The sequence below is a fragment of the Nonomuraea sp. bgisy101 genome (assembly GCF_057708945.1).
Map to the genome: position 1 here is coordinate 199407 of NZ_JBYITD010000011.1, position 23844 is coordinate 223250.

The following is a 23844-nucleotide window of genomic DNA, read 5'->3' on the forward strand; positions in this document are numbered from 1 at the left end:
TCCAGGCGGATCCAGCCGACAAATCCCCCAACCGTAGCCGGACCAAGATCGATCATCAACGGGTCTCGGCGCCCGCCCTCACCTCCGCGCGGTCCACGTGGTGGTGCTGCTGATCAAGCGGATGGCGCTTCTCGGCTATCCGTCCAGAAAGATTGTCCTGGAGTAGCAGATCCCCGGCCAAGAAGCTTGGCACCGACGGCAAGGCCGACATCGCTCTGATCACGGCGGGCGCGATCTACCTGTGGGAGGTAAAGCGCAACACGGTCTCCGTCGACGGTAGGAACGATCTCGCGATCTACATCAAGGCTCTCAAGGCGCTGCCGAAACAACAGGCGGACGCCCGGCTTCGAGCTCTTGCTGCCCATGCCCAACTACGTCAAGGAGACTAGCGAGATCGTCGTCGCGTACTCCAACGCTGCCAAGTGTGGCAAGGACTCGATCGTCATCGAATATTGGGTGACAAGAGCCGCGGGCCGCAGCAGGTGCCCGTGGTGCCGCCTAATCCGGTCACCACCCGCAACCCCTGCCATTTCCGACGCCGACGCTCATGCCGCATGTCGGCGATCCCGGCCACACGATCGAGGATCTACGGGGCAACGCACAGAACAGGCCAAAGGGCCTGCCCGCCCTGGTCCCTCAGTTGCAGGGCCCGCTCACCGGAGTGGGTATCGCCCTGTCCATCCTCAGCCTCGGCTTCTACCAGCCGCCGGGGCTTGGCCTACTGAGGTAGCGCGGCCCGCCGGCGCCTTCGGCGGGCCGCTAGGCTGGTGGCCCAAAGGGGAGAAGTGACGCTCGGTTCCAACAGTCTGTCCGCCGAACTAGTCATTCGCGCGAAGTCGGACCGCCACTACGCCGATGTGGCGTCGGATTGGCTGGCGGGCGCCCTGGCCGACTTCGTCCCGGACCTGGAGTCGCTCCTGGCCCGCGGCCTCCAGATGAACCCCGCCGCCCTCGCCGACGGGACGGGCCGTACGCCCAGTGGAGAGCCAGGCGGCCTGTGGGCGCAGTTCCGCGTCAAGCCGGCACATGCGCGCCCTTTCTCCGCCGCCATGCCGTATTCGGAGAAGAGCCTGCGGGCGGTCGCCCGTGCGCTCCAGCGACGCCCTCACATAGTGGAGCACATCGTTACTCCGCTCGACGAGCGAGGCTTTCCGGGAAAGGGCACTGTGTGGATCACCGTCTCCGCCATAGAAGGGGTCGCTGACACGTGGGTCAAGCTCAAAACGGAGGCGGTGCCAGTCACCGGCTCCCGACATTCGCCTGACGCCCAGCGGCGCTGGGCGGAGGCACTGAAGAGGCGGGCCGCGATCAACGGCGCCTGCTACGGCCACGTCACCGACGACTGCCTCACCGACGAGACGCCCCTGGAAACCGCGCTCGGCGCTGTGGACGTCGTCACCGTCCCGCGTTGTGATCTCGAGCTCCGCGGCTACTCCTGGGTTACCGTATGCGCAGGCGCACTGGGGGCGCGGCTGGGCGGTCTGGGCGCCCTTATGACCACGGGCGCCTTCGACGAGGTTGAAGAGCTGCCGGGTGGTGCGCTGTTCCTGCGGGCCACTCCGACGCTCGACGACTACGATGAGGCCGCGATCGAGCGAGTGTTCGCCGTGTTGGAGCCGGTCCTCATCAAGGGGGAGATGCGGCGAGTGTTCGGCATGGAGCACCTCAGGCTGCACTTCCCCTCCGCCTGATCAGGCCGAGGCGGGGTGGGATGGACAATCGCGGACCTCGTCAAGAAACAAGACCGTCTGATCGCTCAGATCGAGGACATGGACGCTGACCGGAGTTCTGGCGGCGCCTGTAAGCGCGCGCTTCACAGAACTGGAGGCCGACCGTCGCAGTAAGGCTGAGGAAGTGGCGCAGGCCGAGGCCAACCTGCCCGCCCGCGATCACCAAGTCGTTCTGCTCGACAAGATACCGATGCTCCAGACCAGGCTCGCCCAGCTCCTCGAACCTCTACAGCGCAAGCTGCGCAGGCCTTCCATCTGGAGATCCGCTACGACGATCGCGTCAACGTCGCCCCGATCAGAGTCACTCTCGACGCCGAAACAGTCGAAGGAGCCGCCACGATGGCAGAACTCATCCCAAACAACGAAAACAGCCGCCCGCTGGTCGCGGGCGGCCGTGCCGCAGACCTGCTGTGTGCCCCCGGCATGATTCGAACATGCGACACCCGCTTTAGTCTCCGATCTCCCCTGGTGGAGGAGGCCGTTCAGGCCTGAAAATCGGGATGGTTGCCCGCTGACGTCGTTTCTCCTTGGTCGTTGAGGCCGTGCTTTAGTCGGACGCCGGGATCCGCGCCTGTGGGCCTTTCACTGTTGCTGCGAGCACGCGGATCAGATTCGCTACCGTCCCCTTGCGGCTCCCGCGGGCAACCACCCCCAGTTGGTTCGGCGGTAAGGAGGCCCGATGCTCGCCCCCACCGACGACACCGAAGAGATCATCGAAAGGGTCGCCGCGCTGGATGTCGGCAAGGCCACCCTGGTGTGCTGCGCCCGCATCCCCGACGACAAGAAGACCGGCAGGCGGCTGCAGGAGGTGCAGACCTACACCACCATGACCCGGTCGCTGCTGTTGATGGCCGATCGGCTGCGCTGCCTGGGCGTCACCCGCGTGGTGATGGAAGCCACCTTCGACTACTGGAAACCCGTCTTCTACATCCTCGAAGCGGCTGGATTTGAGACCTGGCTGGTCAATGCCCGAGACGTCAAGCACCTGCCCGGTCGGCCCAAGACGGACAAGCTGGACGCGGTCTTGCTGGCCAAGGTCGCCGAACGCCAGATGCTGCGGGCCAGCTTCGTGCCGCCGCCGGCGATCCGGCTGCTGCGCGACCTGACCCGCTACCGGGTGGACCTGGTGGAAGCCCGCACCGCCGAGAAGCAGCGGGTGGAGAAACTGCTGGAGGACGCGCAGATCAAGCTGAGCGTGGTGGCATCCGACATCTTCGGCGTCTCCGGCCGCGCCATGATGGCCACCCTGATCCGCGGAGAGCGCAGCCCCAAGACACTGGCACAACTCGCGCGCTCCAGCCCGCAGCCCTCCGGGATGCGCCGCGCGAGGGAGCCGGCGTCGGCGATCTTCTGAAGGCGGCCGGCATCAGTCGCCCCACCCTGTACCGCCGGTTGGCCCAGCTCGAAGACCAAGGCATAGCCGAACAAGTCTCTCGTGGTCGCTGGAGAGCCACGACCACCGATGCCGATAGCCCGGCGACGGGTGACGAAGAGTAATCGTCTCAACGTCTCATTGTCTCGCCGTCTCACGCGCGCGCCTGCACATAGACGCAAGACAGAACGATGAGACGAGACATCGAAACGAGTACGGACTGTAGCGACAGGCCATGCATCGGAGGCATTCGCACGCCGATCGAAGGGCGTGCGGACACCCCCGACAGAAGGAAGCCGCATCGGCGAATCGACAGGGGAGGAGGGATGCGCATGCAGGCATACACCGTCGAACAGGTACCCGAAAGGGGGCGGTCGCGGCCAGCCCCGGCTCGCGGATGGCGTCGTCATGGGGGCGGGGCGGTGGTGGCGCGGACGACGAGCTCGTGCGGCAGCAGGGTGCGCTCGGGCGTGGGCTCCCCGGACAGCACCCGACGGCCCGCCATCCGGCCGGCGACCCGGCTTCGCGTGTACATTCACCGATCGCACTTCCACGATCATCCGTTGTCCTGCGGTCACAGCCGGGCTTGACACGGAGAAGTCGGTCCCTGGGCTTGCCTGCCCCTGGCGGACGTGCAACATTTCGATCGCCGCAATGACGTCGCCGGCTACATGGTCCGCCCGGCCTTGTTGGTCGAGTCCGGTTCCGATCCACACCGTTCGCAGACCGGCGCCTCTCCCTCCTTCGATGTCGGCACTCAACCGGTCGCCCACCATCCACCCGCCATCGACCAGGCTCACCCCGCAGCGCTGGGCGGCGATCTCGAACAGTGCCCGGTCTGGCTTGCGAACGCCCTCCACGCCGGACACCGCACAGCCATCGACGGCATCGGCGAGTCCGGTCTGTCGGAGCTTGCCGAGTTGACCGTCCGCGGTGCCGTTGATGATGATCCCCACCCGCCAACCGGACGCCCGAAGCTCGGCTATCCCGGCCAGCACCTCTGGGCTGCACCGCACCAGGTGCGGCATGCGGCTGCGATAGGCGGCCCACAGATCCGCGACGGAGTCGTTGAGTCCGAATCGCTCTCGTACCATGCCGAAGAACGTCTCCCGGTGGGGTTGGCCCTCGCGGTCCAGCTTCAGCAACCAATCGACGGCATGGGGAGCGAGGTTGGGGGCGTCAGTGAACTCCTGCACCCAGAGTCTGAAGGCCGCGTCCAAATCGATAAGCGTGTTGTCCAAGTCAAAGAGCGCGAAGCGTTGTACAGCGCCGCAGCTTAGTGTTGTGGTCGGAAACGATCGCCGGGCCGCCTGATCGTTCGGATGTCAGAACCAAATCGACGATCATGGTCGGGCCCTGGGGCAGAGGGCGGTGAAGCAGGCCGACCGACGAGTGGATACAGCGGTCTGGCGAGACCCAGCCAGCTAGTGGGTAGAGGGAATGCCCACCTTGGCTGCGAACTCGGCGGTGAAGATGACCATCACATCATCGGTACCCAGGTAGTAGACCTCGGCTGGCGGCCATTCCGCTGGTCTCCCGGCGGCGATCCACACGGTCGTCTCCCGCGAGGATAACCTGATCGCGTTCGGCGTCCAGAGGCTCTCCAGCTCTTCCCGCCAGGCGATATCGACGCCGGTCAGTTTCCTGCCGACCAGACTTGACCAGCGCGGATGATCGGTCACGTCCACCGCCGCCAACCCGCCTGGCTCCCCGATCATCCGCAGGTGAGCGGTCATCGGCTGGGGGAAGACTTCAAGCCCATAATGGTCGAAGCTGCTGCCCCACACCGCCGAGAAACGAGCGCCATCGTCGGTGAACAGCTCCACCCCCATGGTGGGCTGGTGCCACGCGCCGAAGTCCCACTCCTCGACGTCGCAACCGTCCTCCCCGACCATCAAGGGGTAGTAGGTGACCCTCCGGATACGCCTGCGCTGCAACATGGCAACCGTACGTTCATACTCAACCGCAGTCAGCAACGATGACACCGGTACAGCATCACCCAATACAGACAACCCAGGCCATCAGATTTGCAGCTCCACTACTTAACTTCATGAAGGGCCCACTGTCGGCCCGTCCCTCTAGTGCGGTGTCCACTAACGTGCACCGGCTCTGGGCTTCCGGAGCGCCGAGGTTGACGGCCCACGCCGACCCGGCGAAGGTTCGTGGACACCGCACTAGGAGGAGTTTCCCGTGGACGCGGTCACGGTTGTGGTTGCCGTCATCTCGATCATCATGGCCCAGATGTGCGGCCTGCTGGGTTTGTGGCTGCGCTGGCGGATGCGACGTGAAAAGGTTCGGGGCCAATACCTCACCCGCATCAGTGAGCGGCCACGACGTCCCCGGTCTGAATCGGACGAGGAGGCGGAAGCGGCTTTCGTGGAGACATGTCCGAATCATGGCAAGGGGAATCTGTCGGTTCCGGCTGATATCCATGATCACCCAGCGTTTCCGATCACCAGTGGAGCCGTGTCATGACGTCAGCGGGCAGATGGGACCACATGGACCCGGCCACGAGGGCCGCCTACCAGCGGTTCGACGAGCTCACCGAGCAGGGACTCGACCCCGGCCCCGGCGTCGACTGGCGGGTCTACGGCACCTACGCGCAGATGAAGCTCTGGCTGGGGCCGGAAGGTGGCCACGACTACGACGAGCGGGCGCTGCGCGTGGTCCGGTCGGTGGCCGAGCGCGACATCGACTTCACCTACCGGGAAGCGCACCACCTCATGGACCGGGCGGGGTACTGGGTGCGGCAGGGGCACACCCGTTATGAGGAGCTGTTCCGGATCCCGCTCGCGGCGGCCCGCCGGTTCGACTACCAGCTGCGCCGGGACCTGCTGCGCTGGCTGACGTCGGGACCGTGGCTGAAGGACGCGCGGGCGCTCCTGGCCGAGCAGGTGACCGAGCTGCTCACCGAACCCGCCGAGCACGGCCCGGCCGGGGTGGTCCGGACCGAGATGGGGGACACCGACCACTTCGCCCGCATGCTGGCCGAGGAGTATGGCCCGCGCCTGGTCGAGGTGCTGCCGCTGTTCCGCCACTGGAACACCGCCCGCTCGACCAAACCCAGCGCCCGGTGGCTGAGGAACGCCGCGCGGATGCTCACCTCCGGCGCGGTCGCTCTGGTCCGTGAGCTGCTCACGCGGCTGGTGGCCTACCGGGGCGGAGACTGGGTCGTCCGCTATGACGACGAGGAGTGGTGGGACAAGGTCTTCCTCAAGGAGGACACCATCGTCGTGGTGCGTGGCATCCTGTGGACCTGCCAGGTCATCGACGAGCGCTGGGTGACCTCGCTCGTCACCGACGTCGCGATGACCTGCGGCACCGGCAGCAACGGGATGGGCTCCACGTGCCGCTGCGAGCCCGTCACCAACGCCGCCGTCGGCGTCCTGGCCCGCAGGGGCGGCCTCGACGTGATCGTCCCGCTGTCCAGAATCCAGGCGAAGGTGCGCGCGAGGTCCGTACAGAGGAATCTGAGCCTCGCCCTCGACGCGGTGGCCGTCGAGAACGGGCTGACCCGCGAGCAGCTGCTCGACCGGACGGTCCCCACCTTCGGCCTGGACGCCGACGGCGTCCGCGAGGAGAAGATCGGCGACTACCGGGTCAGGTTGTGCGCCGACGTGCCCGCCCTGCGCTACGTGAACGCCGCCGGCAAGACCGTCAAGTCGCTGCCGAAGGATCTGCGCGCGGAGCTGTCCGATCTGCGGGCCATCCTGAAGGAGCTCAAGCTGGCGCAGGCGGCCGAGCGGTCCCGCTTGGAACAGGCGATCGTCCATGAACGGACGTGGCACTGGCGCGAGGTGACCGAGTACTTCCTCGACCATCCCGTCACCGGCCCCTACGCCCGCACCCTGGTCTGGCAGATCGCCGGCGGCCCGGCGGCCCTGCCGGTCAAGACTGCCGACGGCTGGGAACTGGCCGGCCACCGCCCCGCACCCGACGCCGTGGCAGGCCTGTGGCACCCGATCCACGCGACCGCCGACGAGGTGGCGGCGTGGCGCGACCATCTTCTCGAGGGTGGTGTACGTCAGCCGTTCAAGCAGGTCTTCCGCGAGCTCTACCTGCTGACCCCCGCCGAGGAGCGGACCGGCACCTTCTCCAACCGTTTCGCCGGTCACATTCTGCGCTATGGCCAGGCCCGGACCCTGCTGGGCCAGCGCGGCTGGACCGGCCGGTCGATCGGCAACTGGGACTACGAGAACGGCGGCGACCAGGGCGAGGTGGTGCGCGACCTGGCAGGCTGGCAGGCCCGCTGGGCCATGCACATCGTCTCCGCCCCCGGGGCCGAGACCGCCATGCTGTGCGCCACCGAGGGCATCACCTTCCACCGCGACGGGCAACCGGCGTCGATGGCCGATCTGCCGCCGTTGGTGCTGTCGGAGATCCTCCGCGAGGCCGACCTCGCCGTGGGCGTGGCCTCGGTCGCCCGCGACGACCAGGCGCTGATCGGCCACGAACGCTATTGGCGCTCCCACGGCTTCGGCGAGCTGACGGAGACGGCCAAGACCCGGCGCGAGGTGCTGGCGCGGCTGCTGCCGAAACTGAAGATCGCCTCCCGGGTGGAGCTGACCGACAGATTCCTTCTCGTACGGGGCGATCTGAAGACGTACAAGATCCATCTGGGGTCGACGAACATCCTGATGGAGCCCAACGACGCGTACCTGTGCATCGTCCCGGCGAGCGGGCGCGCGGCCGGATCGGTGTTCCTGCCGTTCGAGGACGACGGGGGGACGCTGTCGGTGATCCTTTCGAAGGCGTACCTCCTGGCCAACGACACGGCGATCACCGACCCGACGATCACCCGGCAGCTCGGCTGAACGACGCTCAGACACCGTCGTATCAGATTCCCGGGAGTTATCAACTGCCTGGGAAAACCGGGCATCCTCACCCGGCACCGAGTCCGGGGTCGAGGAACGCGGGGACAGCGCAGGTGGTAGCGGCCAGGAATCCTGATCTGGCTCTCGTTAATAGCGCGACCCGACGAACGTTCCGGCCACAGCGTTAGCTAAGGTCGCGTCCTCGGAGCGGTGTAAAAAGCTCGACGAGGTAGGTGCCGTGGGTGGATCTTAGGCGGCTGCCGTCTCGGGCGTCGAGTCGATCACCGGGCTGGCTGCCGGACGGAGCGGAGCGGGCGGGTGGAGCAGGGCGCGGCGCAGGTCCTGCAGGGTGCGCAGGCCCTTGGACGTCATGGTGAAGCCGCGCCAGCCGCGGGCAGCGCGGTCCAGGACCGCCCAGACGAGACAGACGCAGGAGGTCTCGCCGGGGAAGCGGCCGATGACCTTGACGCGGCGGCGGGTCTCGCCGAAGGTGCGCTCGATGAAGTTGGAGTGGCGGATGCGCTTGTGGTGTTCGGGCGGGAAGCGGAGGTAAGTCGTCAGCGAGGCCCGGTCGGTCAGCAGGCTCCTGACCGCCGCCGGGTAGCGCCCGCCCCAGGCGCCGGCGAAGGCATCGATGCGGGCCTGAACACGGGCGACCAAATCCTGACCGGGCTCGATCTCTTTATCGCTTTCCTCCGGGTTGCTGGTGTCGAAGATGTCCCAGAAAGCGGCTTTGACCTCGGCCTGGTCGCCGGCACTGACTTTCGACAGGACGTTGCGGCATTTGTGAATGACGCACCGCTGGCGCAGCGAGCGGGGAAAGACCTGCTCAGCGGCGCTGATGAGGCCGGGGGCGCCGTCGGAGATGATCAGCAGCGGCGGACGCAGCCCGCGGGCGGCCAGGTCGGTGAGGAAGTCGTGCAGGCGTCGGTCGACTCGGCGGCCGCGGCCGACAGGCCGATGAAGGCGGGCTTGCCGTCGCAGGTGATGCCCCAGGCGGCCAGGACCGGCTCGGCGCGCTGGCCGTCGTGCATCTTGAAGTGGGAGGCGTCCAGGAACAGGTAGTCCAGCTCGACGTGCGACAGGTCGCGGCGGCTCCAGGCGTCGTACTCGGCGACGATGGTCTGGCAGATCGTGGAGACCGTCGACTTCGACAGCGCCGCCTCGGGGCCGAGGGCGCCTTCGACGTCGCGGACCGACAGGCCGCGCACGAATGAGGCGATGACCAGGGTTTCCAGCGCGTTGGTGCGGGTCACTCCGGTGCCGAACAGGCGAGAGGCGAATGCTTCGGTGGTACCGCGCAGCTTGGGGCGGGCGATGGTGACCGGCCCGGTGGTGGTCTTGATCGTGGTCGGGCAGTGGCCGTTGCGGTGGCCGGGCCGTACGGTCTGCTCATCGCCATCGGAAGCGTCGGCGGCGGCGCGCTGGTAGCGGGCGCGACCGAGGAAGGCGTCCACCTCGGCCTCTACGGCGGTCTGGATGATCAGGCGAGCACCGAGACGGGCGACGTCCTCGATGACCTCGACCAGGTCACAGCCCTCGGTGAACAGGGCGTCGATCTCGGCGCGGATGGCCTGGACGGGCGGTAGTGTGCGTGCCACGAGCGTAGGTCCTTCTGTCGTGCGAACTTTGGTCGGTTCAACACGGCAACCTACGCTCGTTCTCTTTTACACCGCATCCTGGACGCGACCGCGTTAGCTGCGAAACGCAGTCAAGATCATTCCGCGCATATTCCGCGGGCGATGGCATAGGGCTGCTCGCGGTGGCATACGGCTGCCTAGCAAGCAAAAGACCTGCGGCTGAGGAGCCGCAGGTCAGATGGCGAAACGCCTGATCAACTGTGTGCCCCCGGCAGGGTACGCACCAAAACTACGGCGCTTCCACCTGCGGCTTCGTGCGGTCACCTCATCGTTGAGGCCTGGGCCGAGGTGGTCAAGGGCGGTGCCGACCGATGAACTCCTCGCCTCCGTCAGTCGATCGTTGGATCCGCTGGACGACTACCTCGTCTGTAGTGCTGGTGGCGGGCCTCGCCGCCGTCGTGTCCCACAGACATATGCAGGAACCGGCGCTCCGGCATGGAGAAAGCGAGCTCGGAGCAATTTTGGTCCCGCTCGCGGTAGACGGCATGATTGTCGCCTCCTCCATGTCGATCCTCCTGGCGAGCAGGTACGGCCGCCGCGGGGGAGTGCTGCCATGGACCTTCGCGACCAACGTGGCGGTCGCGGACCCGACGCTGATCGCTCGGATCATTGCGGCCTGGCCGTCGTTTGCCTTGATTGGCGCCCACGAGATACTTATGGGCCAGATCCGGGAGAGCCGTGCCCTCCAGATGCCATGTAGATTCCGGCATTTCGGACAGCGGTCGGAGGTGTGCGCGCGAGTTCGTGGACATGCTGTCGTCGGGTTGCGGGCAGGTGGCGGCGACGGATGGCGGTTTGATCAGCTTCCGCGAGGGGCGATGAGCAGGTGGCCGCCCGCGATCATGGTCATGATCGACCAGAGTGGCGTCTCATGCAGGCTCAGAACGCGGGCCGCGCCGATCGCGGCAGCGACCAGTGCGTTGAGGGCTTCGGCCAGGCGGGAGCCGAGAGGCTTGAAGGCGCAGGCATCTGGGGTGAACCGGAGCAGCGCGATGTTCGCGCGGCCAAGCCTGCGCGAGCCATATGAAATGCCACCGATCCAGCTACGCTGAGCAGCGACATCCCTTCTCCTGCAGGTGCTCCGTATCCGTGCCCGACCGCCAGACTTTCGACGCATCAGCCCTCCTCGATCTGCTCGAACGGTCGTGGACCGTACAGTTGCGCCGAGTGTCGCTGGTCATCGAGGCCGACGCGCCCGAGGAGATGATCGAGGCGGCAGCCGACGCTCTGGGGCAGGCCTACCGGCGGCTCGGCCATCAGGAGCTCGCCACCCGCTGGCCCGCGTGCGTCGCGGTGAGCATCGTCGGCGTGGCGGCACGCCATGGCGGAGGTGGCGCGTTCTGGCCGCGCTGGTGGGTGGCCTGCCGCCACCGGGGCAGTGCGAGCAAGTGGGGTGCGGCGTTCCTGGACGCCTTGCGGGCCTTCGGCCTGCGAGCCGAGCCAGACGCGAAGCACTCGATCATGACACACGCCGGCCTTGGTCCCACGGCCGAGGCTCCCCGGCTCCACCTCGACCCCTTCGGGCACGGGATCCAGCGTGACGGTGTGGCCCTGCCGTACCCCACGAAGGACTGCCTGCTCGTCTTCGCCGAAGACGGGCGCCACCTGCCTGCGGAGTTACCGCCCTGCCCGGTCTGGGTCGCCCATCCCCGGGACCGCGAGCCGACCGCCGATGTCCCGCTCCGGATCATCGCCGAAGGTTTGCTGCCTCTCGGCTGGGACGGCTGGCGGCTGACACAGGTCGATCTGGAGAGCGCGACCTGGCTCGCCCTGGCGGACGGCCCTCACCGCCCGGTCAGGGGGCAGGCCAGACCACGGCTGCTGATCGACCGACGCTTGCCCGGCGTGACCGTGCCGGATGGTTCCGCCGTATTGGCCGTGCCTCCCGCCCTGCGGCTACCGGATGGAGAATGGCTGGTCACGGTGGAGCGGGCCGGTGCCGCACCGGCGGCGCCCGCCGACCCCGCCGACCTCTGGGCGCGGCTGCCCCGCCCGCTGCTCGGCACGTTCACTGTGACCGCCAGGACCGCGGGCGGCCGGGCGATGCGGGACACCTTCACCGTCGCCGAGGGTCTCGCCGTGCGCCACGACCCTCCGGTCCGGCTCTTCGACGAGGAGGGCCTGATGTCGGCGGACACCCTGTTCAGCACGGAGCCTGGCTTGACGGTGACGCCGCAGGCGTTGACCTTCAGCCCGCGCGAGACCGTGCGTCGGATCACGTGTGTCGCTTCGGGGCAAGCGCTGGCTCTGGTCGTCGCCCCGCCGCACATGCGGGTGCTGGCCGGCCGGGAGTGGAGTACGGCTCCCCTTAGCTTGACCGTGGCCGAGTTGGAGGAACTGGGGGGACTGCGGTTCGAGATTCCAGGTGTCCGCGAGGGGCTTCCCGTCGAGGTCGTCAGCGGAGGTGAGGGCGTGCAGGTGCTGACCCCGCACGCCCGTGGTGACTACCCGTTGCGTCGAGTGCTGGACACCGTTGCCGCGCACGGGCACGCCACCCTGGTGGTCCGGCTGGACGGGCGTGCCATCCCGCTGGCGACAATCTCTCCCGCACCGCAAACCACCCCAGACCCGTGGCTCTGCAACGATTGACCCTATGGATCCCCTCGCCACCAGCGCGCTCATCGCCGGCACTTACCGGCGTTACCTCCGCTCGTTGCTGCCGGTGCGGGATCCGGCGATCGCAGGATCGCTGGCGGCGGAGATCGCGGCCAGCCCGCTGCTGACCAAGGGCCCCCTACTGGAGGCCACCCCGCCCTACCGGACCGGTGCGACTCTCCGCGAGCTGATCGGCGATGGCGTCCTCGATCCTGCGTTCGCCGCGCTGGGTAGCCCCGCACTTCCCCTGGACCGGCCGCTCTACCTGCATCAGGAGCAGGCGCTGCGCAAAGCGGCCACCGGACGGAACCTGGTGGTGGCCACCGGCACGGGCTCAGGCAAGACGGAGAGCTTCCTGCTGCCGATCCTGTCCGCGCTCATTTCCGAGGGACGTCTGTCCCCCGGTGTGCGGGCGCTGCTGCTCTACCCGATGAACGCCTTGGCCAACGACCAGCTCAAACGGCTTCGCGAGCTGCTGTCAGCCGTACCGCAGATCACCTTCGGCCGCTACACGGGTGACACGCCGGAGAAGGCACAGCAGGCGGCAGCCCTATTCGACGAGCTCAATCCGGGTCAGCCCAGGCTGCCGAACGAACTGCTGAGCCGGGAGGAGATGCGGGCCGGTCCCCCGCATCTGCTGCTCGCCAACTACGCGATGCTCGAATACTTGCTGCTTCGCCCGGCCGACCTGGAGCTCTTCGAACATGCCGACCGGTGGCGGTTCGTGGTCCTGGACGAAGCCCACGTGTATGACGGTGCCAGGGCCGAGGAACTCGGCATGCTGCTACGCCGCCTCCATGACCGAGTGGCCCGGGACCGGACGTTGCAGGCCATCGCCACCAGCGCCACCGTCGGCGACGAACCGGGCGCGGTCATGGACTTCGCCGCCAAGCTGTTCGACGCACCGTTTGAGTGGGTCCCGGGCGACCCAAGCCGCCAGGACCTGGTGACCGCCGCCCGGCTTGACATGCCGTCGGGGCCGTTCTGGGGGCCGTTGACCGCGGCGGACTACCGGAAGCTGGCGGTGAGTGATGACCCGGCCGCCGAACTGGTCCGCCGGTCCGGCCTGCCCGATGCCGGTACGGCTCTCGCCTGCGAGCACGTCATGGCCACCCTGCGCGGCACCCTGTCCGGGGGGCCACGGCCCTTCGCCGACCTGGCCCAGCTGCTCTTCGGCGGTCAGGAAGAACCGGCTGAGGGCCTCGCCGCGCTGGTGGCGGTCGGCGAGAAGGTCCGGGACCTCTCGGGAAGCGCGGTGCTGTCGGCCCGCTACCACCTGTTCGCCCGCGCCACCGAGGGTGCGTACACCTGCCTCATCGGACCACATGTCTCCCTGGGCCGCCGCGAGACGTGCACCTGCTGTTCGGGTGCGGTCTTCGAGTTCGGTGCATGCAAGAGATGCGGAGCGGTCCACCTGATCGGCGCGGTGGAGTTGTCCGGCGGGGGGCAGGTGTTCAGCCCCCGGGTGAGCCGGGACGACTCCCGGGTCTGGCTGCTGCTGGGTGACGCCCCCGAGATGACCGACGAAGACGACGAGACCCTCGAAGCCGTGCCGGAGACCGAGGCTCAGGACGCGTTCCTGTGCGGCAGGTGCGGGGCGCTTCATGCAGTATGGCGAAGCGAGTGCGGCCGGGACGGTTGCCACGAGACCCAGCTGCGTCCAGTGCGGCGGCTGAAGACGCGAGCCAGCTCGCCCAGCGGCTGCCTGGCCTGCGGGGCGCGCGGCTCAGGCATGATCCGCCAGTTCGAGAGCGGCAATGAGGCGGCGGCAGCCGTCCTGGCCACCACTCTCTACCAGGCGCTGCCGCCGATGCCTGAGCAGGAGGACCGGCCCGGCGGCGGACGCAAGCTGCTGACCTTCAGCGACAGCCGCCAGGCGGCCGCCTATTTCGCCCCTTACCTGGAGTCCAGCTACGCCCAGATCCAGCAGCGGCGGCTGATCCTCGACGGGCTCCGGCGCGCGGTAGCCAGAGACGACACCGCAACCGTGGACGACCTGGTGGACGAGGTGGTCGCGGTGGCGGGACAGGCCGGGGTGTTCGAACGCCGGGCCTCCCGCCAGCAGCGCCGCCGTGAGGTGGCCCTGTGGGTCATGCGGGAGCTGGTGGCAATGGACGAACGCCAGTCCCTGGAAGGCCTCGGCCTCCTCCGGGTAGAGCTCGACCGCGAGCCCGGCTGGCGGCTGCCCGCGCCGCTGCTGGGGCTGAGCCTCACACCAGACGAGTGCTGGCTGCTCCTGGGCGAACTGGCCCGCTCGCTCCGGCAGCAGGGCGCGCTCACCATGCCGGAGGAAGTCGATCCGCGCGATGAGCTGTTCGACCCCCGGCGCGGGCCGATCTACGTGCGCGGCGACGGCGCCGAGGCAAAGCTGAAGGTGCTGAGCTGGCTGCCGACCCGCGGCGTCAACCGGCGACTCGACTACCTGCGCCGGGTGCTGGCCGCCCTCGGGTCCGGCGCGGACGCCCGGCAGATCCTCGACGGCTGCTGGAAACTGCTCACCTCGCTGCGAGATGGCTGGCTGAGTTCGGCCGCCCTGACCAGGCTGGGGCAGGTGCATCAGCTGGATCACACCTGGCTGAAGCTGTCCCCAGCAGATGAGATCTACCAGTGCGGGCTGTGCCGGCGGATCAGCGCCACCTCGGTGCGTGGGGTCTGCCCGACGCTCGGCTGCCAGGGCATGCTGACCCCGGCCAAGCCGGATGCCGATGAACACCACCGGGTGCTGTATCAGGCGATGACGCCGGTGCCGCTGCTGGCCAAGGAGCACACCGCCCAGTGGACGGGGCTGGAGGCGGCCGAGATCCAGCAGCGGTTCCTGCGCGGCGAGGTGAACGTACTGTCCTGCTCGACCACGTTTGAGCTGGGCGTGGACGTGGGCGAACTCCAGGCGGTGATGCTCCGCAACATGCCGCCGACCACGGCCAACTACATCCAGCGGGCCGGGCGGGCCGGACGGCGCGCAGACTCGGCGGCCCTCGTGCTGACCTACGCTCAGCGGCGCTCGCACGATCTGTCCCGGTACCAGGAACCGGAGAAGATGATCGCCGGTCAGGTGCGGGCGCCGTACGTGCCGCTCGGCAACGACCGGATCGACCGGCGACATGCCCATTCTGTGGGATTAGCCGCCTTCTTCCGGTACGCCAAAGAGACCTCGGGGACGGTCTGGAAAACCGCAGGCGACTTCTTTCTGTCCGGAGCGAGCTCCCAGGTGAAGGCGTTCCTCACCCCCGTCCCCCCCGGTGTGCTGGACTCGCTGCGCCAGGTGCTACCCGCCTCGGTGCAGGCGGAACTCGGTGTAGAGACGGGCGCGTGGGTGACCGACCTGTGTGAGCTGCTGGAACAGGTGCGTCTCGAGCTCTCCCAGGACATCGAGGCGTTCGAGGAGCGCCGCCGTGAGGCGTTCGCCAAGCGCCGCAGTGACCTGGCTGCCCGCTACGAGCGGACAGTCAACACCGTCACCCGGAGGTCGCTGATCGGCTACCTTGCGAACCGGAACGTGCTGCCCAAGTACGGCTTCCCGGTAGACAGCGTGGAGTTGCGCACCGCGCACTGCGACAGCCAGGTGGGAGCCCGGCTGGAGCTCAGCCGCGACCTCTCTTCGGCGATCTATGAGTACGCACCCGGTTCCGAGGTGGTGGCGGGCGGCGTGCTCTGGAGGTCGGCGGGTGTCTACCGGCTCCCCGGCCGGGAGCTGATCAGCAGGAGCTACACGGTCTGCCGAGCCTGCCAGCATTACCGTGAGGGCGACGAGACGCTGGAAGCAGCCTGTCCTGCGTGCGGGGGCGCAAGCGAGGGAGCCCTGCGGCAGTACTACGTGCCGGAGTTCGGCTTCGTCGCCGACCACCGGACGGCCAAACCGTCCCCAGCACCGCCGAAGGGTTCCTGGAACGGCGCCACCCACATTGTCTCCCTGGGCGAGGAGCTGGCCGAACGCCGCTGGACGTCCCCCGGCGAGGCTTCGGTCTGGTGCCGTTCCGGCTCCCGGGGCCGGCTGGTCGTCCTGTCCGAGGGACCTACCGGCAGCGGTTTCTTGATCTGCGACTGGTGCGGCTGGGGCACGCCGAACCAGGGCAAGACCGCCAAGTCGCACGTCAACCCACTCCGGCAGAATGACTGCACCGGGCCGCTGCGCTGGCGCTCCCTGGCGCACAGCTTCGAGACCGACATCCTGGAGTTGCGGTTCGACACACCCGGTCTCACGGAGACAGATCACTGGCGTTCGGCCCTGTACGCACTGCTCGAAGGGGCCGCGGACGGGCTGGAGATCAGCAGGAACGACATCGACGGCGCGATCAGCCCCGGCTCCGACGGCCGGACCGGACTAGTGGTCTTCGACACGGTCCCGGGCGGGGCAGGCAGCGCGCTGCGCATCGCCGAGTCACTCGACGTGGTCGCGGGCGCCGCGCTCAAGCGAGTCGCCTCCTGCGACTGCGGTGCCGAGACCTCCTGCTACGGCTGCCTGCGCACCCGTCACAACGAACGCCACCATGACCAGCTCAGCCGCGGCGCGGCCCTCCAGGTCCTGCGCGCCCTCACCACCGGTGGCCCGCTCGTTCTCGCCTGAGACAACGTGGTTCCGGCGGAGTGTGGCTGGAGCAGATAACTCGTAGGTGGCCGAGTTGTCGGCCCGGTGCGGCATGCTTGATGGGTCCTGACAGACCTCTTGAGCCGGACGGGAACAGTGGACCTCCCCAAGCCCCTCACCGACGAGACTCCAGCGGATGACAGCCCTGTCGAGACCAGCTCTTTCGGAATCGACGCGTTCACGCTGGACGACCGGATGCGGCTGTTTCACTTCGCGGCGGCCGAGAAGCGTAGCGAGTATCTGTGGCTGCTGCGGGCGTTCGACCGGGGCCGGGCCAACTACCAGGTGCTGCTGCACGCCTCCAGTGCCCGTGACCTGCTGGACCAGCTCCGCGAGGAGCACCCGGACTGCCCGGCGGTCGGCGAGGTGCAGCCACTGCTGGACTCGCTGAACGAGTGGCGGCTGCTGGATCGTAGCTATGACGGGACCCGCGCGGCCAACCTGGCCGAATACCGCAACCGGCACTACGTCTATCAGTTCACCCAGGCCGGTTACCGCGCGTACCGGGCGGTCGAGGAGGTCCTCGGGTCGACCGTGGAGGACGCTCAGCTCTCAAGGCTGATTTTTCCTGACATTCTTGCCGATCTGCAGGCGCTGGCGGAGGCCAACCGGACGGGCGACGGCGATGAGGTCTACCGGAAGCTCAGTCGCCTGGACCAGGTGCTGAGCGACATGGCGCAGCGGGCCGCCCGTTTCTATCTGATGCTGGGCGACCTGGCTCGCACCAACGACACCCGGCCCGAGGTGTTCCTCACCCACAAGGACGCGCTCCTTACTCACATGCGGGAGTTCACCGCGGAGTTGGCCCGGTTCACGCCCCGGCTGGCGGGAGCCGTACAGGCCGTGGCGGACACCGGAGTGGACGCCCTGATCGCGCACGCGGCGGCGGCCGACGACCGGCTCTTCCGCGCGCCCGGGGATCGGGAGGAGGACTGGCGGCAGCGCTGGTCCGGCCTGACCCATTGGTTCGGTGTCGGCACGGGCCGGGACTCCCAGAGTGAGGCGGAGCGGCTGCAGACCGCGACCGTCACCGCGATCGCGAACGTGCTGGCTCTGCTCAGGAGGGTGACCGAGGCACGGCGCGGGGGTGTAAGCCGGGAGAGCCAGCTCCGGCACCTTGCCCAGTGGTTCGTCTCCTGCCCCGACGAGAATGCGGCTCACGGGCTCTTCCAGGCGGTCTTCGACCTGGGCGGCCCTCGGCACATCTCGGTCACCCACGAGGACCCGGAGCTGATCCCCCCGAGGTTGTCGTGGTGGGATGCCGAGCCGGTGCGGCTGGCCCGGGGCCTGGTGGAGTCGGGCCGGGAGCCCCGGATGACCGGAGTCACCGCCAGGATCGAGCGCAACGACGCCCAGCGGCAGCGACTCCGAGCCGAGCAGCTCAAGCTGACCCGGGAGCGGCACGGCGCGGCGGCCTCCCTCGCCGCCGACGGCCTCTACGGCCGCGTGCTGGACGAGCCGGAGACCCAGGCCCTGCTGGGCCTGCTTGACCTGGCGCTCAACGCCCGGGTGCCGACCAGCAGGAAGGTCACCGCGAGCGGTTCGGCCCATGGCGTACGGTTGACGCTGCGCCCCTGCGAAGGCTCCACCAACGTCAGAACCGTGCATGGCCGGCTTCACCTCTCCGGCGTCACGCTGGAGGTGTCCGGATGAGCAAGGTCGCGGAGAACGTGAGTTCGCTGGAGCTGGCCGACTACCAGCGGGCGGTGCGGATGCTGCTGAGCAATCCGCTGATCACCGATGCCTACCCGAACCGGGCCGCGCTGCCGCTGATCCGCCGGTGGGCCGATCAGCTCCGGGCCGACCTGCACGAGGTGCTCGGCTACCGCCTGGTGACCACTGCGAACACCGCGCGGCTGCTCCGCGCGCAGGACGAGCTCGACGTGACCCGTCCGGCACGGACCAAGACGGACCGGCCGTTCGACCGGCGCCGGTATGCCTATCTGGTGCTCACTCTGGCCGCTCTCGGCCGGTCAGGGACCCAGATCGCGCTCAGCGAGCTGGCCGAGGCGGTCGGCGCGGACGCCGCCCGGATCGACGGGCTCGGCCTGGACACCGAGCGCAAGCCGGATCGAGACGCGTTCGTCGACGCGGTGGCCTGGCTGGCTGAGCGCGGCGCGCTGGCCCTGGCCGACGGTTCGGCCGCCGACTGGGTGAACAACCCCGACCGGGCCGAGGCGCTCTATGACATCGACCGCGAGGTTGTCTTCGCGATCTACCGGCCGAGCCGGGTGCTTCAGCACATGCGCTCGGTGACCGGGCTTCTCGACTCCGATCACGGTTTCGCTCAAGGCCAGCACCGGGTACGCGAGGCCGCGTCCCGGCGAGCGCGGCGGCTGGTGCTGGAACGCCCGGTCGTCTACTACGCGGACGCGAGTGAATCGCTGCGCGGCCAGCTCCGCCACCCCGGTCTCATCGAGGACCTGGAGCGGCTGACCGGGCAGACCGTGGAGCGCCGCGCCGAGGGGGTGGCACTCATCGACGCCTCCGGGCGCCTGTCCGACCTGCGCTTCCCGAGCGGCGGCACCCCCTCCCAGGCGGCGCTGCTGCTGTCGGCGCGGATCGCCGGGTACGTGACGAAATCGAAGCCACCAGCGCTGCCCGCTCCGACGGCGGCCGAGCGTGACACGGCCTTGGCGGCCAGGATCGACGCGGGCCTGCCGGTCAAGGGCGTCATGGACGAGCTGAGCGAGGACGAACCCGTTGAACGGGAGGCTGCGGCCGAGACGGCTGTCTATCCGTTCGTCACCGACGCTTGGCTACGGACCGCGATGAAGCAGCTCATGGACACCTACGGCCCGGCCTTCGCCGTAGCCTGGCGCGGCGATCCGGACCGGCTTCTGCGCGAGGCGCTGAACCTGCTCGCCTCGCTCCGCCTGGTCGTCAGGGTCGAGGGCGGTGTGCTGGCGCTCCCGCTGCTCGCCCGCTACCGGGGCACCACTGCCGAGGTGAAAGCCCGGGCACGCAGGGCCCAGCCACAGACCGACGCTCTCTTTAACGTCAAGGAAGCGCAGTGACACGTTACGTCCCCACCCGGGCCGGGATCATCAACCTGTGGGACTACCGGGACGAGGAGTTCACCTTCGCGAACGGGTGGCTGATCCTGCGCGGGCCGAACGGCTCGGGCAAGACGAAGGCCCTGGAGGTGCTGTTCCCTTTCGTGCTGGACGGCCGGATCGACCCCAAGCGGCTCAACCCGTTCGCCTCCGAGGACCGGACGATGAAGTCCAACCTGCTCTTCCGCGGGCAGGACAGCGCACTCGGCTACGTCTGGCTGGAGCTGCGGCACCGCGACACCGGCGAAGCCGTGACGGTGGGGATCGGCCTGCACGCCCAGCGGCACCGCGACACGCCGGTCCGCTGGCACTTCGTCGCCGAGGGCCGGGTGGGTGCGGACTTCTCGCTGCTCACCGCCGACGACCGGCCGATGACCAAGAAGCAGCTCACCGAGGAGCTGGGCGAGCACGCGCTCACCGCCACTCCTTCGGACTATCGGCACGCGATCGACCAGCGGCTGTTCGGGCTCGGCCGGGAGCGGTACGAGCAGCTGATCACCCTCATCCTGACACTGCGCCGCCCGCAACTCGCCAAGAACCTGGACCCCGGCAAGCTGTCGGACACCCTCACCGACGGTCTTCGCCCGATCGACGACGACCTGATCGCCGAGGCGTCCCGCTCCTTCGACGACATGGAGACGGTGCAGCGGACCTTGGAGGGGCTGGTCGCCGCCGACGAGGCGACCCAGTCGTTCCTGTCCAGCTACACCACTTACCTGCGGACGCATTCGCGCTGGGCGGCCGACGCGCTGACCCGCCGACGCGAGGACGTCACCGCTCATCGCACCGCGTTGAGTACAGCTGCCGCCACCTTGACCACCGCGAAGCAGACCCAGGCGGAGGCCGAGGAGACCTTGGCGGCGAGCGAGGACGCCCTGGCCGGGCTGCGGGCCCGGCTGGAGCAGCTCAAGAGCAGCGCCGCCTACCAGGCCCTCGAACAGCTCGCCGACCTGGAGCGCCTGGTGCGGACGTGTGCGGAGACCGCCGCGGCAGCCAGAACCGAGCTGGATCGGCGCGCCGCCACCGCCCAGAAGGCCCGCGTCGAGCTCGCCACCGCGCGGCGGCTGCTGGCCGAACTGGAGGGTGCGGTTTCCCGCACGGCCACCGACCTGGCCGACGAGGCCGCCGCCGCGGGGATCACCTGGAGCCCTGCCGACGCCGACCCGGCAGGCTTCACCGACCGGGTCGGGGGCCGGGTGGCCTCCCGGACCGGAGACCTGCGCGCGGTCCGGGCCGCGATCGCCACCCAGCAGAAGGCTGAGCAGACCCGCGACCTGGCCAGGATCGCCCTCGACCAGGCCCTCGCCACCGCTGCCCGGGCCGAGCTGGCCGAGGCGGAGGCCGCCAAGGGCGTGGAGGCCGCCCGCGAGCACGCCAGAACCCAGCTCGCCGCCTGGGGGGAACGGCACCGCGACGTGCTGGCCGACATGCAGCCGCTCGCCGAGGCGCTGGAGGAGAGCGGCGAACCGGACGCGCCGAGTCTTGATGCGGTTTTCGGGGCCGCGACCGCGCAAGCCGTGCAGGACTTGCGGGACGCCCAGACCCAGCTCAAGTCCGAGCGGGCCGCCACCGAACGGGAGCTCTCCCAGGTCAAGGGCGAGCGGGCGAAGATCGCCGCTGAGCACGACGATGCGCCACCTGCGTTCGCGGCCCGTACGGCGGAACGCGATGGGAAAGCCGGAGCCCCGTTCTGGCGCCTGGTCCGATTCGCCGACCACGTGACCGGGGAGCACGCCGCTGCTGTCGAAGCGGCGCTGGAGGCGGCCAACCTGCTGGACGCCTGGGTCACTCCCGCTCCGGAGAGCGTCGCCGCCGGGGATTCCGAGGGATACCTGGTGCCGGGTGCCCCGATAACACCGAGCCTGGCGGACCTGCTGGTCCCTGAGGAGGAGACCCCGGTTCCGGCCGAGCGGATCACCGCGATCCTGCGTTCCGTCGCGCTCGGCGGAGACGGTGACGACGACCGGCCGATGATCTCCCTCGATGGCCGGTTCGCCCAGGGCATCCAGGTCGGTGCGCACCACAGGGAGCACGCCGAGTACATCGGGGCGACGGCCCGGGCCCGCCGCCGGGCCGTACGGCTCGCCGAATGCGACGCCCGGATCACCGCGCTGACCGAGACCATCGCCGGGCTGGACCGGCGCAGCGCCCTGGCCGAGTCCGCGCTGGAAGCGATCAGTACCGCCCGGGCCTCACTGCCCAAGACGGGTCCGATCGTGTCGGCCCTCCGCGAGCACGAGGGGGCCGCCGGACGCCTCCGCGCCAACCGCGAGACCGCCGACAGCGCGCAGAACGGTTATGACGAGGCCGTCGCCGCCTGTGGCGCGGCCGAGCGGGCGTTGCGCCGGACAGGGGCCGAACACAGCCTCGATCCCGCCGTCGTGGACGAGGTGGCGCAGGCCGTACAGCGTTTCGAGACCATGGCCGGCACGCTGACCGGCCGTCGGCGCGAGGAGGCGCGGCAGCGCGACGCGGTCGAGGGCAGCACGGAGCGGCTGGAGTCGGCGGCCGACGACGAGGCGGCCGCAGCGCAGACCGAGCAGGGTGCGCGGCGCAAGCACACCGAGGAAGCCGCCAAGCTGGACGCCCTCCAGCAGACCATGGGCGCCGAAGCCGGCCAGGTGCTGGCCGAGGTGCAGCTGGCCGAGACCGGGATCATCGCCGCGTCGCGGGCGGCGGAGTCCGCGCGGACCGCCGAGCGGACGGCGCTCACCGAGGTCGCCACCGCGCAGGCCAAACTGGCCGCCGCGCAGGAGGCGCTGCACGTCGCGGCGGGCGAGGAACGGGAGACCGCCAAGGCACTGGCCCCCTTCGCCCAGCGGGAACTGCTCGACGTCCTGAAGTGCCCGCCCGGTCTGGCCTGGCCCGCTCAGGAGGCCGACTGGTTGGGCTCCATGTCCGGCGAGTGGGAGCTACCGCCGGGAGTGATCGCGGTCCACGAGGCGATCCTCACCGTGACGCGCGACCTGACCCCGACCGAGATCTCGCTCAAGCAGTCCACCACTCGGCTGACCAAGGCGCTGGACGACCTCCAGGCGCAGCTCACCGCCGCCGGTCAGGACTACCGGCCCGAGTGGGACGGCGCGGACGGGGTGATCGTGGTCCGCGTGGCGGACGAGGACGGGCCACTGCCTGTCGGCGCGTTCGCCGCGAAGATGACCTCCAGCCGCAAGGACCAGCAGCAGCTGCTCAGTGAGTCCGAGCAGCGGATCCTGGAGGACGCGCTCCTCACCCGGCTGGCCCAGCAGATCCACGACCGCACGGTGGACGCGCGCGACCTGATCCGGCGCATGAACACCGAGATGCGCTCGCGCCGGATGTCGTCGGGGACCACGGTCGGGGTGAGCTGGCAGCTCGCCGACAATCTGGAGGATGAGCAGCGGGCTGTCTGCGGTCTGCTCGACGCCGACGCGGCCCGGCTCGGCCCGGACGAGCTGAGCCGGATGCGCGGCCACTTCGCCACCCAGATCAAGAACGTCCGGGCCCGCGAACGGGAGCTGCCCTATCGGGAGCTGCTCACGAAGGTGCTCGACTACCGCCGGTGGCGGCAGTTCACATTCCAGCTCGTCCGGCCCGGCGGTGCCGAGGAACGCCTCACCCGCGCCAAGCACAGTCGGCTGTCCGGCGGCGAGCAGTCGGTGTCGCTGCACCTGCCGCTGTTTGCCGCCGCGCACGCCATGCTCAACTCAGCGCGGCCCGACGCGCCACGGCTGCTCGCCCTGGATGAGGCGTTCGCGGGGGTGGACGACACCGGACGCAGCGAGCTGATGGGCCTGGCCGCCCAGTTCGACCTGGACCTGTTCATGACCGGGTACGACCTATGGGCCACGCATGCCGCAGTGCCCGCTGCGGCCCACTACGATCTGGCCCATTCCCCGGTGGAGCATACTGTCAGCGCGCTGCTGCTGGTCTGGGACGGCGCCGAACTGCTCGCCGACGACGCGGGCGAGCTGACCGTCGCGCTGGGCTCCCCCGGGACTCGCCGTATCGAGGCGAGCATTGTTGGGTGAGCTGCGGGGTGCGGAATGGCAGCGTCTCCTGGCCGCGGCCCG

The 23844-nt window shown here is 69.1% G+C and carries 15 protein-coding genes and 3 pseudogenes; 13 read left to right on the forward strand and 5 right to left on the reverse strand.

What is annotated here, in order from left to right; translation table 11 throughout:
- Positions 1–152 precede the first annotated feature (152 nt).
- From AC3EO4_RS22465 to AC3EO4_RS22485, 5 genes are all read left to right on the forward strand, one after another.
- The gene (locus AC3EO4_RS22465; RefSeq protein WP_431897536.1) at positions 153–389 is read left to right on the forward strand and encodes a hypothetical protein; all 237 of its coding nucleotides are present in this window, start codon (positions 153–155) and stop codon (positions 387–389) included.
- 396 nt (positions 390–785) lie between these two features.
- On the forward strand, positions 786–1691 hold the full coding sequence (locus AC3EO4_RS22470) for a hypothetical protein (RefSeq protein WP_431897537.1): 906 nt from the start codon (positions 786–788) through the stop codon (positions 1689–1691).
- A gap of 378 nt (positions 1692–2069) precedes the next feature.
- The gene (locus AC3EO4_RS22475) at positions 2070–2222 is read left to right on the forward strand and encodes a hypothetical protein (RefSeq protein WP_431897538.1); all 153 of its coding nucleotides are present in this window, start codon (positions 2070–2072) and stop codon (positions 2220–2222) included.
- Positions 2223–2409: 187 nt separating this feature from the next.
- Entirely contained in the window at positions 2410–3084 is a 675-nt protein-coding gene (locus tag AC3EO4_RS22480; protein WP_431897539.1) for an IS110 family transposase, read from the forward strand.
- Entirely contained in the window at positions 3081–3227 is a 147-nt protein-coding gene (locus AC3EO4_RS22485) for a helix-turn-helix domain-containing protein (protein WP_431897681.1), read from the forward strand. The genes AC3EO4_RS22480 and AC3EO4_RS22485 overlap by 4 nt, the downstream gene beginning before the upstream one ends.
- A 281-nt stretch (positions 3228–3508) precedes the next feature.
- Here AC3EO4_RS22485 and AC3EO4_RS22490 read toward each other — a convergent pair whose 3' ends face one another.
- From AC3EO4_RS22490 to AC3EO4_RS22500, 3 genes and pseudogenes are all read right to left on the reverse strand, one after another.
- On the reverse strand, positions 3509–3637 hold the full coding sequence (locus tag AC3EO4_RS22490) for a hypothetical protein (protein ID WP_431897685.1): 129 nt from the start codon (positions 3635–3637) through the stop codon (positions 3509–3511).
- A 196-nt stretch (positions 3638–3833) separates the two neighbouring features.
- A pseudogene (locus tag AC3EO4_RS22495) lies at positions 3834–4298 on the reverse strand (HAD family hydrolase); the annotation flags it as partial.
- A gap of 228 nt (positions 4299–4526) precedes the next feature.
- Entirely contained in the window at positions 4527–5087 is a 561-nt protein-coding gene (locus tag AC3EO4_RS22500) for a hypothetical protein (protein ID WP_431897540.1), read from the reverse strand.
- A 205-nt stretch (positions 5088–5292) separates the two neighbouring features.
- Here AC3EO4_RS22500 and AC3EO4_RS22505 point away from each other — a divergent pair, with 205 nt between their 5' ends.
- Both AC3EO4_RS22505 and AC3EO4_RS22510 read left to right on the forward strand, forming a co-directional pair.
- Positions 5293–5577, forward strand: a complete 285-nt coding sequence (locus AC3EO4_RS22505; protein ID WP_431897542.1) for a hypothetical protein — start codon at positions 5293–5295, stop codon at positions 5575–5577.
- A complete protein-coding gene (locus tag AC3EO4_RS22510) occupies positions 5574–7916 on the forward strand; it encodes a DUF4132 domain-containing protein (RefSeq protein WP_431897543.1) in 2343 nt (780 codons plus the stop codon). The genes AC3EO4_RS22505 and AC3EO4_RS22510 overlap by 4 nt, the downstream gene beginning before the upstream one ends.
- 249 nt (positions 7917–8165) lie before the next feature.
- Here AC3EO4_RS22510 and AC3EO4_RS22515 read toward each other — a convergent pair.
- A pseudogene (locus AC3EO4_RS22515) lies at positions 8166–9517 on the reverse strand (IS256 family transposase).
- A 350-nt stretch (positions 9518–9867) separates the two neighbouring features.
- Between AC3EO4_RS22515 and AC3EO4_RS22520 the strand changes: the two are divergent.
- Positions 9868–10221: pseudogene (locus AC3EO4_RS22520) on the forward strand (DUF2637 domain-containing protein); the annotation flags it as partial.
- Positions 10222–10355: 134 nt separating this feature from the next.
- Here the strand turns inward: AC3EO4_RS22520 and AC3EO4_RS22525 are convergent.
- Positions 10356–10673, reverse strand: a complete 318-nt coding sequence (locus AC3EO4_RS22525; RefSeq protein WP_431897687.1) for a hypothetical protein — start codon at positions 10671–10673, stop codon at positions 10356–10358.
- Positions 10674–10723: 50 nt separating this feature from the next.
- Here AC3EO4_RS22525 and AC3EO4_RS22530 point away from each other — a divergent pair, with 50 nt between their 5' ends.
- The 5 genes from AC3EO4_RS22530 to AC3EO4_RS22550 all read left to right on the forward strand — a co-directional run bounded on the left by AC3EO4_RS22530 (position 10724) and on the right by AC3EO4_RS22550 (position 23802).
- Entirely contained in the window at positions 10724–12145 is a 1422-nt protein-coding gene (locus AC3EO4_RS22530; RefSeq protein ID WP_431897544.1) for a hypothetical protein, read from the forward strand.
- A 4-nt stretch (positions 12146–12149) separates the two neighbouring features.
- Positions 12150–16715, forward strand: a complete 4566-nt coding sequence (locus AC3EO4_RS22535; protein ID WP_431897546.1) for a DEAD/DEAH box helicase — start codon at positions 12150–12152, stop codon at positions 16713–16715.
- Positions 16716–16832: 117 nt separating this feature from the next.
- Complete coding sequence (locus tag AC3EO4_RS22540) at positions 16833–18389, forward strand: TIGR02677 family protein (protein ID WP_431897548.1); 1557 nt, start codon at positions 16833–16835, stop codon at positions 18387–18389.
- Positions 18386–19753: a TIGR02678 family protein gene (locus AC3EO4_RS22545; RefSeq protein ID WP_431897550.1), complete on the forward strand. Its 1368-nt coding sequence runs from the start codon at positions 18386–18388 to the stop codon at positions 19751–19753. The genes AC3EO4_RS22540 and AC3EO4_RS22545 overlap by 4 nt, the downstream gene beginning before the upstream one ends.
- The gene (locus AC3EO4_RS22550; RefSeq protein WP_431897552.1) at positions 19750–23802 is read left to right on the forward strand and encodes a TIGR02680 family protein; all 4053 of its coding nucleotides are present in this window, start codon (positions 19750–19752) and stop codon (positions 23800–23802) included. The genes AC3EO4_RS22545 and AC3EO4_RS22550 overlap by 4 nt, the downstream gene beginning before the upstream one ends.
- Positions 23803–23844: the final 42 nt, after the last annotated feature.